This window comes from Janibacter terrae NBRC 107853 (genome assembly GCF_001591405.1).
Lineage (GTDB): Bacteria > Actinomycetota > Actinomycetes > Actinomycetales > Dermatophilaceae > Janibacter > Janibacter terrae.
The window spans coordinates 260,884-274,784 of record NZ_BCUV01000002.1 but is presented as its reverse complement, the minus strand read 5'-3'; the positions used below and the strand labels follow the sequence as shown (position 1 = coordinate 274,784).

14 protein-coding genes are annotated in these 13,901 nt (G+C 72.5%); 7 read left to right on the top strand and 7 right to left on the bottom strand.

The window, feature by feature from the left end; all coding sequences use genetic code 11:
* Positions 1 to 121: 121 nt before the first annotated feature.
* On the bottom strand, positions 122 to 1,012 hold the full coding sequence (gene sucD, locus JT1_RS01395) for a succinate--CoA ligase subunit alpha (RefSeq protein ID WP_068321809.1): 891 nt from the start codon (positions 1,010 to 1,012) through the stop codon (positions 122 to 124).
* Between the two features lie 17 nt (positions 1,013 to 1,029).
* Positions 1,030 to 2,211 (bottom strand): ADP-forming succinate--CoA ligase subunit beta, encoded by a 1,182-nt coding sequence (gene sucC / locus JT1_RS01390; RefSeq protein WP_068321806.1) that lies wholly within the window; start codon positions 2,209 to 2,211, stop codon positions 1,030 to 1,032.
* A gap of 178 nt (positions 2,212 to 2,389) precedes the next feature.
* Here sucC and JT1_RS01385 point away from each other — a divergent pair, with 178 nt between their 5' ends.
* Positions 2,390 to 3,316 (top strand): lipase family alpha/beta hydrolase, encoded by a 927-nt coding sequence (locus JT1_RS01385; protein WP_245634764.1) that lies wholly within the window; start codon positions 2,390 to 2,392, stop codon positions 3,314 to 3,316.
* Between the two features lie 120 nt (positions 3,317 to 3,436).
* Positions 3,437 to 4,363: a M23 family metallopeptidase gene (locus JT1_RS01380; protein WP_068321803.1), complete on the top strand. Its 927-nt coding sequence runs from the start codon at positions 3,437 to 3,439 to the stop codon at positions 4,361 to 4,363.
* A gap of 98 nt (positions 4,364 to 4,461) precedes the next feature.
* On the opposite strand, the gene pcrA is transcribed toward JT1_RS01380, so the two are convergent.
* On the bottom strand, positions 4,462 to 6,909 hold the full coding sequence (pcrA, locus tag JT1_RS01375) for a DNA helicase PcrA (RefSeq protein ID WP_068321800.1): 2,448 nt from the start codon (positions 6,907 to 6,909) through the stop codon (positions 4,462 to 4,464).
* A gap of 49 nt (positions 6,910 to 6,958) precedes the next feature.
* Between pcrA and JT1_RS01370 the strand changes: the two genes are divergently transcribed.
* Complete coding sequence (locus tag JT1_RS01370) at positions 6,959 to 7,549, top strand: GNAT family N-acetyltransferase (RefSeq protein WP_068321797.1); 591 nt, start codon at positions 6,959 to 6,961, stop codon at positions 7,547 to 7,549.
* Positions 7,550 to 7,570: 21 nt separating this feature from the next.
* Positions 7,571 to 8,536, top strand: coding sequence for a non-homologous end-joining DNA ligase (gene ligD / locus JT1_RS01365; protein ID WP_068321794.1), 966 nt, complete (start codon positions 7,571 to 7,573; stop codon positions 8,534 to 8,536).
* Here ligD and JT1_RS01360 read toward each other — a convergent pair.
* Positions 8,533 to 8,859 carry a TfoX/Sxy family protein gene (locus JT1_RS01360; protein ID WP_068321791.1) on the bottom strand — a complete coding sequence of 109 codons (327 nt, stop codon included), beginning with the start codon at positions 8,857 to 8,859 and terminating at the stop codon, positions 8,533 to 8,535. The two genes, ligD and JT1_RS01360, sit on opposite strands and share 4 nt — an antisense overlap.
* A 33-nt stretch (positions 8,860 to 8,892) precedes the next feature.
* Here JT1_RS01360 and JT1_RS01355 point away from each other — a divergent pair, with 33 nt between their 5' ends.
* The 3 genes from JT1_RS01355 (at position 8,893) to JT1_RS01345 (ending at position 11,746) form a co-directional block, all read left to right on the top strand.
* Positions 8,893 to 9,723 (top strand): uracil-DNA glycosylase, encoded by an 831-nt coding sequence (locus tag JT1_RS01355; RefSeq protein WP_068321788.1) that lies wholly within the window; start codon positions 8,893 to 8,895, stop codon positions 9,721 to 9,723.
* Positions 9,724 to 9,746: 23 nt separating this feature from the next.
* Positions 9,747 to 10,736 carry a quinone oxidoreductase family protein gene (locus tag JT1_RS01350; RefSeq protein WP_068321785.1) on the top strand — a complete coding sequence of 330 codons (990 nt, stop codon included), beginning with the start codon at positions 9,747 to 9,749 and terminating at the stop codon, positions 10,734 to 10,736.
* Positions 10,737 to 10,873: 137 nt separating this feature from the next.
* On the top strand, positions 10,874 to 11,746 hold the full coding sequence (locus tag JT1_RS01345) for a DUF559 domain-containing protein (protein ID WP_068321782.1): 873 nt from the start codon (positions 10,874 to 10,876) through the stop codon (positions 11,744 to 11,746).
* Positions 11,747 to 11,807: 61 nt separating this feature from the next.
* On the opposite strand, the gene JT1_RS01340 is transcribed toward JT1_RS01345, so the two are convergent.
* The 3 genes from JT1_RS01340 to JT1_RS01330 are packed head-to-tail and all read right to left on the bottom strand — an operon-like array spanning position 11,808 to position 13,901.
* A complete protein-coding gene (locus JT1_RS01340) occupies positions 11,808 to 12,146 on the bottom strand; it encodes a hypothetical protein (RefSeq protein ID WP_068321779.1) in 339 nt (112 codons plus the stop codon).
* A 34-nt stretch (positions 12,147 to 12,180) separates the two neighbouring features.
* Positions 12,181 to 12,825, bottom strand: a complete 645-nt coding sequence (locus tag JT1_RS01335; RefSeq protein WP_068321776.1) for an NUDIX hydrolase — start codon at positions 12,823 to 12,825, stop codon at positions 12,181 to 12,183.
* Positions 12,822 to 13,901: a glycosyltransferase family 4 protein gene (locus JT1_RS01330; RefSeq protein WP_068321773.1), complete on the bottom strand. Its 1,080-nt coding sequence runs from the start codon at positions 13,899 to 13,901 to the stop codon at positions 12,822 to 12,824. Before JT1_RS01330 ends, JT1_RS01335 begins: the two co-directional genes overlap by 4 nt.

Sequence of the window (13,901 nt, the reverse complement as noted above, 5' to 3'; positions counted from 1 at the left end):
GCGTGGCGACGTACCTGAGCCTTCGCCCGATTGCGTCAGGTCTTCGTCCGCCCACGTCCTCACGACGAAGGGCGCCGCACACGTGGTCGTGTGCGGCGCCCTTCGTCAGGCCGGGACGTCCTCAGCTGGACAGGCCCTTCATGATCTCGCGCATGAGGTCCGCCGTCTCGGACGGCGTCTTGCCGACCTTGACACCGGCGGCCTCGAGGGCCTCCTTCTTGGCGGCCGCCGTACCGGAGGAGCCGGAGACGATGGCGCCGGCGTGGCCCATGGTCTTGCCCTCCGGGGCGGTGAAGCCGGCGACGTAGCCGACGACCGGCTTGGTCACGTGGTCCTTGATGTACGCCGCGGCGCGCTCCTCGGCGTCGCCACCGATCTCGCCGATCATGACGATCGCGTCGGTCTCGGGGTCGTTCTCGAACGCCTCGAGGCAGTCGATGTGCGTCGTCCCGATGATCGGGTCGCCACCGATGCCGACGCCCGTGGAGAAGCCGAACTCACGCAGCTCGTACATCATCTGGTAGGTCAGCGTGCCCGACTTCGACACGAGACCGATGCGCCCGGCGCCGGCGATGTCCGCCGGGATGATGCCGGCGTTGGCCTTGCCGGGGCTGATCAGGCCCGGGCAGTTGGGGCCGATGAGACGCGTGGCCTTGCCCTTGGAGTAGTTGTAGAACTCCGCCGAGTCCTTGACCGCGATGCCCTCGGTGATGATCACGGCGAGGCCGATCTCGGCGTCGATCGCCTCGACGACGGCGGACTTGGCGAAGGCCGGCGGCACGAAGATGACCGACACGTCGGCGCCGGTCTCCTTGATGGCGTCGGCGACGGAGCCGAAGACGGGGACGGACTGGCCACCCGGGAAGTCGACGCTCTGGCCGGCCTTCTTGGGGTTGACGCCGCCCACGACGTTGGTGCCGGAGGCGAGCATGCGCGTGGTGTGCTTCATGCCCTCGGAGCCGGTCATGCCCTGGACGATGACCTTGGAGTCAGCGGTGAGGAAGATTGCCATGTCTGTGTCTGCGTCCTTTACTTCGCGGCCAGCTCGGCGGCCTTGCGGGCGGCGCCGTCCATGGTGTCCTCGATGGACACGAGGGGGTGGTTGAACTCGGCGAGGATGCGGCGACCCTCTTCGACGTTGTTGCCGTCGAGGCGGACGACGAGCGGCTTGGTCGCCCCGTCGCCCAGCGTCTTGAGCGCGCCCACGATGCCGTCGGCGACCGCGTCGCACGCGGTGATGCCGCCGAAGACGTTGACGAAGACGGACTTGACCTGCTCGTCGTGGAGGATGACGTCCAGACCGTTGGCCATGACCTCGGCCGAGGCGCCGCCACCGATGTCGAGGAAGTTGGCCGGCTTGGCCCTGCCCGCGGTGTAGTCCTCACCCGCGTAGGCGACGACGTCGAGGGTGCTCATGACGAGCCCGGCGCCGTTGCCGATGATGCCGACGTTGCCGTCGAGCTTGACGTAGTTGAGGCCCTTGGCCTTCGCCTTGGCCTCGAGCGGGTCCGCGGCCTCCTTGTCCTCGAGCGCGGCGTGCTCGGGCTGGCGGAAGTCCGCGTTGCCGTCGAGCGTCACCTTGCCGTCGAGGGCCACGATGTCGCCCTGCTGCGTCTTGACGAGCGGGTTGACCTCGACGAGGGTCGCGTCCTCCTCGCGGTAGACGACCCAGAGCTTCTTCAGGACGTCAGCGATCTTGGCCTGGTCCGCGGCGTCGAAGCCGGCGGCCTGGACGATCTCCGTGGCCTTGGCGTCGTCGATGCCGACGTTGGGGTCGACCTCGATGCGCGCGAGGGCCTCGGGGCGCTCGACGGCGAGCTGCTCGATCTCCATGCCGCCCTCCTTGGAGCACATGGCGAGGTAGGAGCGGTTGGCCCGGTCGAGCAGGATCGAGAAGTAGTACTCCTCGGCGATCTGGGCGCCCTGGGCGATCATGACCTTGTGGACCGTGTGGCCCTTGATGTCCATGCCGAGGATGTTCTCGGCCGCCTCGGTTGCTTCGTCAAGGGTCTTGGCGACCTTGACGCCACCGGCCTTGCCACGTCCACCGGTCTTGACCTGGGCCTTGACGACGGTGACGCCGCCGCTCTTGGCCCCGATGGTCTCGGCGGCCGCGCGGGCCTCCTGCGGGGTGGTGGCGACGGCGCCGGCAAGAACCGGGACGCCGTGCTTCTCGAACACGTCGCGTGCTTGGTACTCGAAGAGATCCACGAGGGTGATTCCGTCCTCTGCTGTGGTAACGGGGGTGCGGGTCGAGACTAGCCCCCGGACGGGGGCCGAGCATCCTCCGGTCCGCGACGCGGCCGCGAGGCCCGCGAGCAGCCGACCGGTCACGGAGTCGTCACGACGCCTCGCACCGCACTCCCACCGGGGTTACCCTCGAGTCACCATGGCCCCGCACCAGCCCCACGTGAGGCAGACCCACCCCACCAGCGACCCGGCGACGACGCCGGCCGCGCTGCGGTCCGGCGTGTACCAGCAGGTGCGCCAGATGGTCTCCGCGCAGGCGATGGTCTTCGCCGCGGTCGAGCTCGTCTGGGCCGCGACCCACGTCTCGCTCTACCCCTTCGGCACCCGGGCGCCGCGCCGCGGCGGCGACCGGCACGGCTACCGCATCGAGCATCTCAGCCCCGTGCAGCGCGGCATGCTCGTCAACGGCGTGACCGAGGTCGGGACCCCGATCCTGTTGCTGCACGGCTACGCCGACAACCACTCGATCTTCACCCTGCTGCGCCGCGGCCTCCTGCGGCGAGGCTTCAGCCGGGTCTTCGCGATGAACTACTCCGTGCGCACCCGGGACGTGCGCACCGCCGCCGTGCAGCTGGCCGAGGAGATCGAGGCGATCGCCGCGGAGACCGGCTACGAGCGCATCCACATCGTGGCGCACAGCCTCGGTGGCGTCGTCGCCCGCTACTACGTCACCCGACTCGGGGGCGACGAGCGCATCCACACCCTCGTCACGCTGGGCGCACCGCACACCGGGACGCTCCTCGCGCACCTCGTGCCGGCCTCGCTCACCCGGCAGCTGCGCCCGGGCAGCGCGCTCATGCAGGAGCTGAACGCCCCCGCGCCCGGCTGCCTCACGCGGATCATCGCCTTCTGGTCCGACACCGACGAGGCGATCGTCCCCGCGGTCAACGCCTCGCTCGTCCAGGAGGGTGTCGAGGTCAGCAACATTCGCCTGCACGGCGTCGGCCACCTCTCGCTGCCGATCCTGCCGTCGGTGGTCCACCGCATCGCGACGAGCCTGACGATGCTCGACCACGACGGCAACCAGACGGCTTCGGTCACCGACATCTCCCAGCGCCCGGCCTGAGCCGGAGCCACCCCGTGACCGGGGTCACGTGACGCCCACCACCCGGTTTTGCATAACGAAAAGGTCACGCTAGGGTTTCGCAAGATTTGTCCGAGACCCCCTGCGAGGACGTCCCCCTTCATGAGTGACTACACCGGACGGCACCGGCCGCCCACCCGAGCCGAGCGCCGCGCGATCGAGCGCCGTTCGCGCCTGCCCAAGAGTTTCAGCCCTGCCTACGCGCTGCCCACCGCCGCCGCCGCGACCCTGGTCCTGTCGGCCGCGGGTGCGACCGCCGCCCAGTCCTCCACGTTCGCGGGCGGGACCGTCCAGGCACAGGGTGCGCTCGCCGCACCTGCGCCCTCGGCCGCCGCCGCCTTCCTCGAGGACCCGAAGGTCAACGAGGCCGCCCGGGCGGAGGTCGCCGGCTCGACCGCCGAGGCCGACGACCTCGCGCAGCGCCGCCAGGCCGTCTCCACCGAGGTCGCCCGCGACCAGGGCCGCCTCCAGGAGCGTCAGCGCATCGCCCGCGACAAGGCCCGCAAGGAGCTCGCTGCCAAGCGCGCCAGCGCCGAGAAGAAGAAGGAGAAGAAGGAGAAGGAGCAGGCCCAGGAGACCGGTTCCGCCCCGGGCGGGACCGCGACCAAGGGGCCGGAGGCCACCAACGCCTCGGTCGGCTCCCAGGGCTGGGTCAAGCCCCTGGACAACGCGGTCTTCACCTCCCCCTTCGGCATGCGCTGGGGCCGCCTCCACGCCGGCCAGGACTACGCGGCCTCCATCGGCACGCCCCTGAAGGCGATGAGCAGCGGCACCGTCATCGCCGCCGGCCCGATGAGCGGCTACGGCGTCTACATCGACGTCAAGTACTGGGACGGCTCGGTCTCCCGGTACGGCCACCTGAGCTCCGTGTCCGCCTCGGTCGGGCAGCAGGTCGCCCCCGGCGACGTCGTCGCCCTCTCGGGCAACACCGGTCGCTCCACCGGACCGCACCTCCACATGGAGATCCGCCCCGGTGGCGGCGGCACGATCGACCCGGCCGGCTGGCTCGCCGAGCGCGGCATCAGCTGACCCACCCGCGCGAAGGGGGCCGACGACCACTGGTCGTCGGCCCCCTTCGTCGTGCCCGGGACCTGCATTCCCCTAGGGGAATGCGGGTGAGCGGTCGGTCAGAGCTTCTCGAGCGGCGCGTAGCGCAGCAGCAGGCGCTTGACGCCGTCCTCACCGCCGAAGTCGACGTGGGCCATCGCCTTGTCCCCCTCGCCCTCGACGCGGATGACCGTGCCGAGGCCGAAGCTGTCGTGGGTCACCTTGTCGCCGTCGGCGAGCGCGATGGGGGGTCGGTTGCCCGGCGAGCGCACCCCGGGTCGGGCCGCCAGGCGCGCGACCGCCGGCTCGCGGCGTGAGCGCGACGGACCGACCGGTGGGCCGGTGCGCTCCCAGCGCACGAGGTCCGCGGGGATCTCGTCGAGGAAGCGCGAGGCCGGGTTGTACTGGGGCGCGCCGTAGGCGCTGCGCACCGCCGCCCGGGAGAGGTGCAGCCGCTCGCGGGCGCGGGTGATGCCGACGTACGCGAGGCGCCGCTCCTCCTCCAGCTCCTTGGGGTCGCTCAGGCTGCGGCTGTGAGGGAAGGTGCCGTCCTCCATGCCGGTGAGGAAGACGACGGGGAACTCCAGGCCCTTGGCGGTGTGCAGCGTCATCAGGGTGACGACTCCTTGGTCGACACGGCCCTCCCCTGCCGTTGGTTCCTCAGGGATCTCGTCCGCGTCGGCGACGAGGCTCACCTGCTCGAGGAAGTCGTCGAGGCTGATCACCTCGCCGGTCGCCTCGCGGGTGGCGTCGAACTCGCGGGCCACGCCGACGAGCTCCGCGAGGTTCTCCAGCCGGGTCTCGTCCTGGGGGTCGCGGCTGGCCTGCAGCTCGGTGACGTAACCGGTGCGGTCGAGGACGGCCTCCAGCATGTCCCCGATGCCGGCCCCGGACTCGTGCAGCTCTCCCAGGCCCTCCAGGAGCGCGGTGAACCCCTTGACCGAGGTCACCGAGCGCGTGGCGATGCCGGGCGCGTCCTCGACCCGCCCGAGCGCCGCGACGAAGGGGATGCGCTCGCGCTCCGCCAGCTGCGCCACGGCCGCCTGGGCCCGGTCGCCGATGCCCCGCTTGGGCACGTTGATGATCCGGCGCAGGTTGACCGTGTCGGCAGGGTTGGCGACGACGCGCAGGTAGGCCAGGGCGTCCTTGACCTCGCGACGCTCGTAGAAGCGGGTGCCGCCGACGACCTTGTACGGCAGCCCGACCCGCACGAGGACCTCCTCGATGGCGCGCGACTGGGCGTTGGTCCGGTAGAAGATCGCGACATCGCCGGGGCGGACCCCGTGCTGGTCGTGCAGCTCGTCGACCGTCTTGGCGATGAACGCGGCCTCGTCGTGCTCGTTGTCCCCGACGTAGCCGATGATCGGCTCGCCGGCGCCGGCCTGGGTCCACAGGTTCTTCTTGCGGCGCGACTCGTTGCGCTCGATGACGGCATTGGCCGCGGTGAGGATCGTCTGGGTGGAGCGGTAGTTCTGCTCGAGGAGGATTGAGCGGGCGTCGGGGTAGTCCTCCTCGAACTCGACGATGTTGCGGATCGAGGCGCCGCGGAAGGCGTAGATCGACTGGTCGGCGTCGCCGACGACGACGAGCTCGCTCGGCTCGACGGCGTGCTCGCCGCGGGCCTGCCCGTCGGCACCACCGACCAGCTCGCGCACGAGCTGGTACTGCGCGTGGTTGGTGTCCTGGTACTCGTCGACGAGCACGTGGCGGAAGCGGCGGCGGTAGTGCTCGGCGACGTCCGGGAAGGCCTGCAGGATGTGCACCGTCATCATGATGATGTCGTCGAAGTCCAGCGCGTTGGCCTGACGCAGGCGGCGCTGGTACTCGGTGTAGACCGCGGAGAGCGTCTGCTCCTGGTGCGTGCCGCCGGGTCGCTGCGCGTCCTCGTCGGCGGCGACCGTGCGGGCGAAGTCCTCCGCGTCGACCAGCTCGTTCTTGAGGTTGCTGATGCGGTGGGAGAAGGATCGCGGCGGGAAGCGCTTGGGGTCGAGGTCGAGGTCGCGCATGACGAGCGCGATGAGTCGCTGGCTGTCGGCCGCGTCGTAGATCGAGAAGTTGCTCTTCATCCCGACCTTGGTCGCCTCGCGACGCAGGATGCGCACGCACGCCGAGTGGAAGGTCATGACCCACATCGCCTTGGCCCGCGGGCCCACGAGGTCCTCGACGCGCTCGCGCATCTCGGCGGCGGCCTTGTTGGTGAAGGTGATCGCCAGGATCTGCCCCGGCTGCGCGCCGCGCGCCGCGAGCAGGTGCGCGATGCGGTGGGTGAGCACCCGGGTCTTGCCCGAGCCGGCACCGGCGATGATGAGGAGGGGACCGCCGTCGTGGAGCACGGCCTCGCGCTGGGCGGGGTTGAGGCCGGCGACGAGCTCCTCGGGGTCCGGCTGCGCCGGGCGCCCGTGGCGACTGTGCGCCGCGCGGGTGGGACCCTCGTCGGACATGGCCCACGTGGGGACACCGGTGTCGGTCACGTCCTTGGTCCAGTCACCGGGCAGGGCATCGGGGAGGTCGTCGAAGAGGCTGCTCATGTCGGCGTCCAGCCTACGTGGCGCAGGTGACAGCCCTAGGGTGCCTCCCATGGCCCAGATCGTGCGACCCGATGCCCGCTACCAGCGCTCCTACCTCGAGGCGCACGACGAGTTCGGCGGCGCGCACCGCGACGGTGACGGCGAGTGGCAGCAGGCGGGGGACGAGGCGACGGGCTTCGCCGGCCACGTCTTCACCCGCGAGGGCCTGGAGGACCCCGACGAGTTCCGCCGCCTCGTGCAGGTGCGGCGTGCGGCCGAGCTGCCGGAGACGCCCCGGCCCACCGGCCACGTACCCTGCACCTTCCTGTGGGTCGTCGACGGTGACGACTACCTGGGGTCCATCGCCCTCCGGCACGAGCTGACCGACGTCCTCCGCGAGCAGGGCGGGCACATCGGGTACTCGATCCGCCCCTCGGCGCGGCGGCAGGGGCACGCGGGCACCGCCCTTCGGCAGGTCCTGGAGCTCGCGGCCGAGATGGGGCTCGAACGGGTCCTCATCACGTGCGACGAGGACAACCTCCCCTCCCGCGCGACGATCGAGGGCGCCGGCGGGGCCTACGAGGACTCCCGCGCCGGAAAGCGGCGCTACTGGGTGCCGACGGTCGCGACCGACCGGCCCGCGGGCGCCGTCATCGGCTGAGGCGGCCCTAGGCTCGGGGGCATGGCCAAGGAGCACGGTGAGGACGTCCACCTCGACGTCGGCGGTCGGGATGTGCGCATCTCCTCCCCCGACCGCGTGTACTTCCCCGAGCGCGGTGAGACCAAGCTCGAGCTCGCGCAGTACTACCTCGCCGTCGGCGAGGGGATCCTGCGCGCGCTGCGCGAGCGGCCGACGATGCTGCACCGCTTCCCCAAGGGCGTCGCGGGCGCCAAGGTCCACCAGAAGCGCCTGCCCAAGGGTGCGCCCGACTGGGTCGAGACCGTGCGGCTGCACTTCCCCCGGTACGACCTGCACGCCGACGAGCTGTGCCCGACCGAGCTCGCGCAGATCATCTGGGCCGTGCAGATGAGCACGGTCGAGCTGCACCCGTGGAACGTCCGCCGCGCCGACGTCGACCGCCCCGACGAGTGGCGCATCGACCTCGACCCCATGCCGGACGCCCCCTTCGAGCGGGTGCGACGGGTGGCCGGCGTGGTCCACGAGGTCCTCGACGAGCTCGGGGTCGTGGGCTACCCCAAGACCTCCGGCGGGTCCGGGCTGCACGTCTACGTGCGCGTCGAGCCCCGGTGGGAGTTCGGGGAGGTGCGAAGGGCGGCCCTCGCCTTCGCCCGCGAGGTCGAGCGACGCGTGCCGAAGGACGTGACGACGACGTGGTGGCGCAAGGACCGCGACCCGGCGGCGGTCTTCGTCGACTACAACCAGAACGCCCGCGACCACACGATCGCCGCGGCGTACTCGGTGCGGGGCAACGCCGCCGGCACCGTCTCGACGCCGATCACCTGGGACGAGATCCCCGACGTCGAGCCGCGGGACTGCACGATCGCGACCGTGCCGGAGCGCTACGCCCGGCTGGGCGACCTGCACGCCGCCATCGACGACCTCGCGCACGACCTCACGCCGCTGCTCGAGTGGGCCGACCGGGACGAGGCCGGGGGCGCGGAGCCGCCGGTCGACCCGGAGGACTAGCGACGCAGGGCCGCGTCGACCCAGTGGCCCAGGCCGGCCTCGTCCTCGACGGCGTCCGGGGAGACGTCGAGCCAGCTCGGCCCCATGTCGCGGCCGCCCATGTCGGCGACCTGCGCGTAGTACGGGCCGGCGCCCGCCACGAGCTGCTCGCTCTCGTCCGGCGCGACCCTCACGAGCAGTCCTCCCCCGCCGCGGCAGCCGACGAGGATCGACCCGCCGACCATGAAGATCAGGGCGCCGAACATCCGCTTCTCCTCCCACTGCACGCCTCGGTCGAAGAGTGCGGTGCGCACCCGGTCCGCGAGGACCTCGTCGATCGCCATGGGTCCACGATGGCAGGTGCCTAGGGTGGAGGGGTGGCTGACGACGTGCTCCTCCCGCACCCGGTGACGGGCGCCCCCTTCGCCTCGCCGGTCGTGCCGGGGACCGGGTGGCCGGACGACCTCGCGACGCGCGAGACCCCCGTCGCACGGACGGCCGCCCAGGTCCGCCGCCTGGCCGCCGGTGCGGTCGGGCAGGACGAGCTCGACGCGCGGATCTCGGTCTGCCGCGCCTGCCCGCGACTCGTCACGTGGCGCGAGGAGGTGGCGGTGACCAAGCGCGCGGCCTTCTCCGACCAGCCGTACTGGGGCCGACCGGTGCCCGCGCTCGGCCCGCCCGACGCGCCCGTGCTCGTCGTGGGCCTGGCGCCGGCGGCCCACGGCGCCAACCGCACCGGGCGCAACTTCACCGGCGACCGCTCGGGCGACTGGCTCTACGCCGCCCTCCACCGGGCGGGGTACGCCAACCAGCCGGTCTCGTGGGCGGCCGGGGACGGTCTCGAGCTCGACGGCGTGCGGATCATCGCGCCGGTCCGCTGCGCTCCCCCGCAGAACAAGCCCACCCTGGTGGAAAGACAGACGTGCGCACCCTGGCTCGACGCCGACCTGGCGAGGAGCGCCCCCTTCGTCCGCTCGATCATGTGCCTCGGGTCCATCGGCTGGGACGCGACGATCGCCGGGGTGCGGCACGCGGGCTGGGAGGTGCCGCGACCGAAGCCGAAGTTCGGGCACGGCGCCCGCGCCACCCTGCGCACGCCCGAGGGCCGCGAGGTCGCGCTCGTCGGCTGCTACCACGTGAGCCAGCAGAACACCTTCACCGGCAAGCTCACCGAGTCCATGCTCGACGAGGTCATCGCCTCGCTCTGACCGGCGCGTCCTAGGGTGGGCCCATGACCACCACGACAGCGCTCGTCGTCACCGCCCACGGAGGGCCCGAGGTCCTCGCCCTCGAGGAGAGGCAGGTGGCCGACCCCGGGCCCGGGGAGGCGCTCGTCGAGGTCGTGGCCGCGGGGGTCAACTTCATCGACGTGTACCAGCGCGAGGGGGTCTACCCCACCCACCCGCCGTACGTGCAGGGCTACGAGGCAGCGGGCACCGTGCGGGCCGTCGGCGAGGGCGCCGTCGTGGCCGTGGGCGACCGGGTCGCCTGGTCGATGACGCTCGGCCTGCACGCGGGCCTCGTCATGGCCGACTCGGCCCGACTGGTGCCTGTGCCCGCTGGCGTCGACCTCGAGACCGCCTGTGCCGCAACCCTGCAGGGAATGACGGCGCATGCCCTCGTGACCGACTGCTTCCCGGTCGGCGAGGGGACCGTGGCACTCGTCCACGCCGCCGCGGGCGGCGTGGGTCAGCTGCTCACGCAGATGATCACCTCGCGCGGCGGACAGGTCATCGCCACGGCCGGGTCCCCGGCCAAGCTGGACATCGCCCGCTCCCGCGGAGCCGTCGAGCTCGTCGACTACTCGGCGACCGACGACCTCGCCGGGGACATCCGCGCGGCGGCGGAGCGGCTCGGTGCCGCGAAGGGGGTCGACGTCGCCTACGACGGCGTCGGCAAGGCGACCTTCGACGCGTCGCTGGCCTCGCTGCGGCGGCGCGGGATGCTCGTGCTCTTCGGTGGCGCGTCGGGGCAGGTGCCGCCCTTCGACCTGCAGCGGCTCAACGCCGGTGGCTCCCTCTTCGTCACCCGCCCGACGCTGGCGCACTACATCGAGGAGCGCGAGGACCTGCTCCGGCGCGGGCGCGAGGTCTTCGGCGCGATCGCCGCCGGGGAGCTGGAGGTCTCCGTCGGCGGGCGCTACGGGTTCGCCGACGCGGCCGAGGCCTACCGGGCGCTCGAGGGACGGGCGTCGACCGGGAAGCTGCTGCTCATCCCCTGACGCGTGTCGCACTGCAGTTCACGGCTCGCCTCACGAGATCCCGGGCCGGGTAGGGCCACGGCGGGGTGAACTGCAGTCCGACACCCACCTGTGGACAAGCCGTACGGGCGGATCGCCGACAGGGCCACCCTGTGGTGATGAGCATCGTCACCCATCTCGTGGGCCAGCACGGCGGCTCCGCCACCCGCGCCCAGCTGCTCGAGCTCACGACGGCCGCGACGGTGGCGAGCGCACTCCGCTCCGGGGAGGTCGCTCGACACCGACGCGGGGTCTACGGACTTCCGGCGGACGGTGCCCCGGCCCGCGCGGCGCAGCTCGGGGTGCACCTGAGCCACCGGACCGCCGCCCTGGACCACGGCTGGGGCGTCCTTCATGTCCCTGACCGCCCCGAGGTCATCGCCTCGCGCACGCGCCGCATCCGGCGGCCCACCGATCTCGACCTGCGCTACCGGACCCTCGCCGACGACGACCTGGGGCTGCACGCCACGACTGCGTTGCGCACCGTGATCGACTGCGCCCGCGACCTGCCCCTGCCCGACGCCCTCGCGGTGGCGGACTCGGCCCTGCGATCGGGCACCGTGACCGTCGACGAGCTCAACCGCGCCGTCCTGCCGAGGACCGGTCGCGCAGCCGCCCGCCGGGTGCTCGACCTCGCGTCGGCGCAGGCTGTCAACCCCTTCGAGTCGGGCCTGAGGGCCCTGGCCGTCGAGGCCACCGATGTCGCGTGGGCGCCGCAGCAGCCGATCACCCTGCGCAGCGGTCAGGTCCTGCACGCCGACGTCGGGTGTGACGAGGTGCGGGTGGCCCTCGAGGCCGACAGCCACGAGTTCCACAAGAGCCGTCTGGACGTGCGCCGGGACTGCTGGCGCTACGACGAGATGATCATCTCCGGCTGGATCGTGCTGCGCTTCGCGTGGGAGCAGGTGATGTTCAACCCGGAGTGGGTGCGCGAGGTCATCGGCTGGGTGGTGCGGCAACGCGTGTCGTACTGCAGTTCACTCGGCGCGTGACGAGCTCGCGGGCCGGATCGAGCGTCGGTGTGACGAGCTGCAGTCCGACACACCGTCAAGGTCACCAGAGGAAGGCGATGGCGGCGTTGACCAGCGCCAGACCGGCAGCGGCCCAGGCGAGCTTCGACGCGGCGGCCTCGCCTCGCTTGGCCTTGGCGTTGCCGATCTCGGCGCAGGCCAGGACGGCGATCATGATGACGAGCTTGGTGCCGATCTTGGCGTGGTTGACCTCGGCGTCACCGGCCTCGGCGATGCCGGTCAGCCCGAGGCCGAGCAGCAGCTGGATGCGGGCGCCCCACACCTGGACCAGGTGACCACGACCGGCGACGGCCGGGCCGACGAGGATCGCCAGCATGGCGATCATGTGCAGGACGTACAGGACGAGACGCAGGGCTTCCATGGCCGCCAGCGTAGGCGAGCGGACGCGGCCGCTCCTACAGCGGGTAGGAGTGGCTGCCGGGCACCCACGGCCACAGCGGCGCCATCATGCTCCCGAGCGGGAGGCCGGGCACCTCCTCGATCGGCACCCAGGCCGCGGCACCGGTGGACCCGTCGACCTCCACGACCCGCGCCGGTCCCGGGTCGGGGCAGTGCGCCAGGTGGATCAGCCGCACGGCGTGGAAGTCCTCGGACCCGTCGGCCGCCACCCGGTGCACGGACTGCACCTGGACGAGCCCTCCGGGCACGACGTGCTGGCCTGTCTCCTCGTGCACCTCGCGCACGAGACCGGCCACCGGCTCCTCCCCGGGGTCGACCCCGCCCCCGGGCAGGGTCCACCGGCCGGCCCCGCCGACGACGCCGGCCGCCAGCCGTGACATCAGCAGCCGCCCGGACGCGACGACGATCGCGTACGACCCGAGGCGCTGCAGCCGGCGGGCACCCGGACTGCCCGGCTCGACGGGGACCGGCGGTCGCGCGTCGACCGGCGCGACGTCGTAGTGGACCTCGACCTCCCCCCTTCGCCCGAGCCGAGAGCCCACCGGCTCACCCACCCAGCCGTGCTCCGCGAGGAGGTCCACCGGGTGCTGCCCGTGCCGCAGCGGCAGGCGCTCGTCACCGGCGACCAGGACGACGCTCATGCACCGGCCCTGCGGTACTCGGTGACGGCCAGGTCGACGACCCGCTCCCAGGTCTGCGCCGGAGGCGTACGCGTGTTGTGCTGCGCAATGCGGGTCCGCAGGGTTTCGTCGGCGACGAGCCGCACGAGCGCGTCGGCCAGCCCCGCGTCGTCCTCGGCGAGCAGGCCCGAGCGTCCGTCGGCCACGACCTCGCGCACGCCCGAGTCACCGCGCGCGACGACGGGCAACCCGGCGGTGCGGGCCTCGAGCGCAGCAATGCCGAAGGCCTCCAGCCGGGTCGGCGACAGGTACACGTCGGCGTCGCGCCACGCGGCCGCGAGCTCGGGGCGCGTGACCCGCCCGCGCAGGCGCACGACGTCCGCCAGCCCGAGCGCGGCGGCCCGCGCCTCGAGCCACGGCCGCAGCGGTCCCTCGCCGTACACGTCGAGGCTCATCGCCCCCGGACCGAGGCGATGGCGGGCCGCGGCGACCACCGACAGCATGGCGCCCACCCGCTTGCGCGGTGCGAGACGCGAGGCGCTGACGACCCGCACCGGGCGGCCCGTGCGGACCGGGCCGGGCGGCCACGCGCTCGGGTCGATCCCGTTCGGCAGGACGGTGACCGGTCCACCGCGCGCGGCCCGCCGCACGCCGTCCGCGGCGAAGGCCGACACCGCGGACAGCACGGCGCCCCGGCGCACCCACCGCCGGACCGCGGGTCCGATCGCCGGCGCCGCCCCGTCGAGCACGCAGTGCCAGGTCAGGGCCGTCGGCAGACCGAGCGAGGTCGTCACCCGCGTCATGTCCCAGGCGAAGGGCGAGACCACCCCCAGGTGCACGTGAGCCACGTCGAAGCCGCCGACGGCCAGCAGACGTCGCGCCTCCGGCGGGGCGAAGGGGTTGACCGGCAGGCCCATCGAGAGTGGCGTGCTGAGCCGGTGCACGCGCACCCCCTCGGTGCCCGCTCCCCCGGCAGTCGCCGTGAAGACCTCGACCTCGTGCCCGGCGGCCGCGAGCTGCGCGGCCAGGTCGCCCACCTGCGACTCGATCCCCCCGGTGCGCGGCGGGTAGCAGTCGGAGAGCAGGGCGACCTTCAC

Bases quoted from the DNA above. Each gene is read 5' to 3' on its own strand.
- JT1_RS01380 (WP_068321803.1), top strand. From the start codon at position 3,437: ATGAGTGACTACACCGGACGGCACCGGCCGCCCACCCGAGCCGAGCGC.
- JT1_RS01345 (WP_068321782.1), top strand. From the start codon at position 10,874: ATGAGCATCGTCACCCATCTCGTGGGCCAGCACGGCGGCTCCGCCACC.
- JT1_RS01360 (WP_068321791.1), bottom strand. From the start codon at position 8,859: ATGGCGATCGACGAGGTCCTCGCGGACCGGGTGCGCACCGCACTCTTC.
- sucD (WP_068321809.1), bottom strand. From the start codon at position 1,012: ATGGCAATCTTCCTCACCGCTGACTCCAAGGTCATCGTCCAGGGCATG.
- JT1_RS01335 (WP_068321776.1), bottom strand. From the start codon at position 12,825: ATGAGCGTCGTCCTGGTCGCCGGTGACGAGCGCCTGCCGCTGCGGCAC.
- JT1_RS01370 (WP_068321797.1), top strand. From the start codon at position 6,959: ATGGCCCAGATCGTGCGACCCGATGCCCGCTACCAGCGCTCCTACCTC.
- JT1_RS01340 (WP_068321779.1), bottom strand. From the start codon at position 12,146: ATGGAAGCCCTGCGTCTCGTCCTGTACGTCCTGCACATGATCGCCATG.
- JT1_RS01385 (WP_245634764.1), top strand. From the start codon at position 2,390: ATGGCCCCGCACCAGCCCCACGTGAGGCAGACCCACCCCACCAGCGAC.
- pcrA (WP_068321800.1), bottom strand. From the start codon at position 6,909: ATGAGCAGCCTCTTCGACGACCTCCCCGATGCCCTGCCCGGTGACTGG.
- JT1_RS01350 (WP_068321785.1), top strand. From the start codon at position 9,747: ATGACCACCACGACAGCGCTCGTCGTCACCGCCCACGGAGGGCCCGAG.
- ligD (WP_068321794.1), top strand. From the start codon at position 7,571: ATGGCCAAGGAGCACGGTGAGGACGTCCACCTCGACGTCGGCGGTCGG.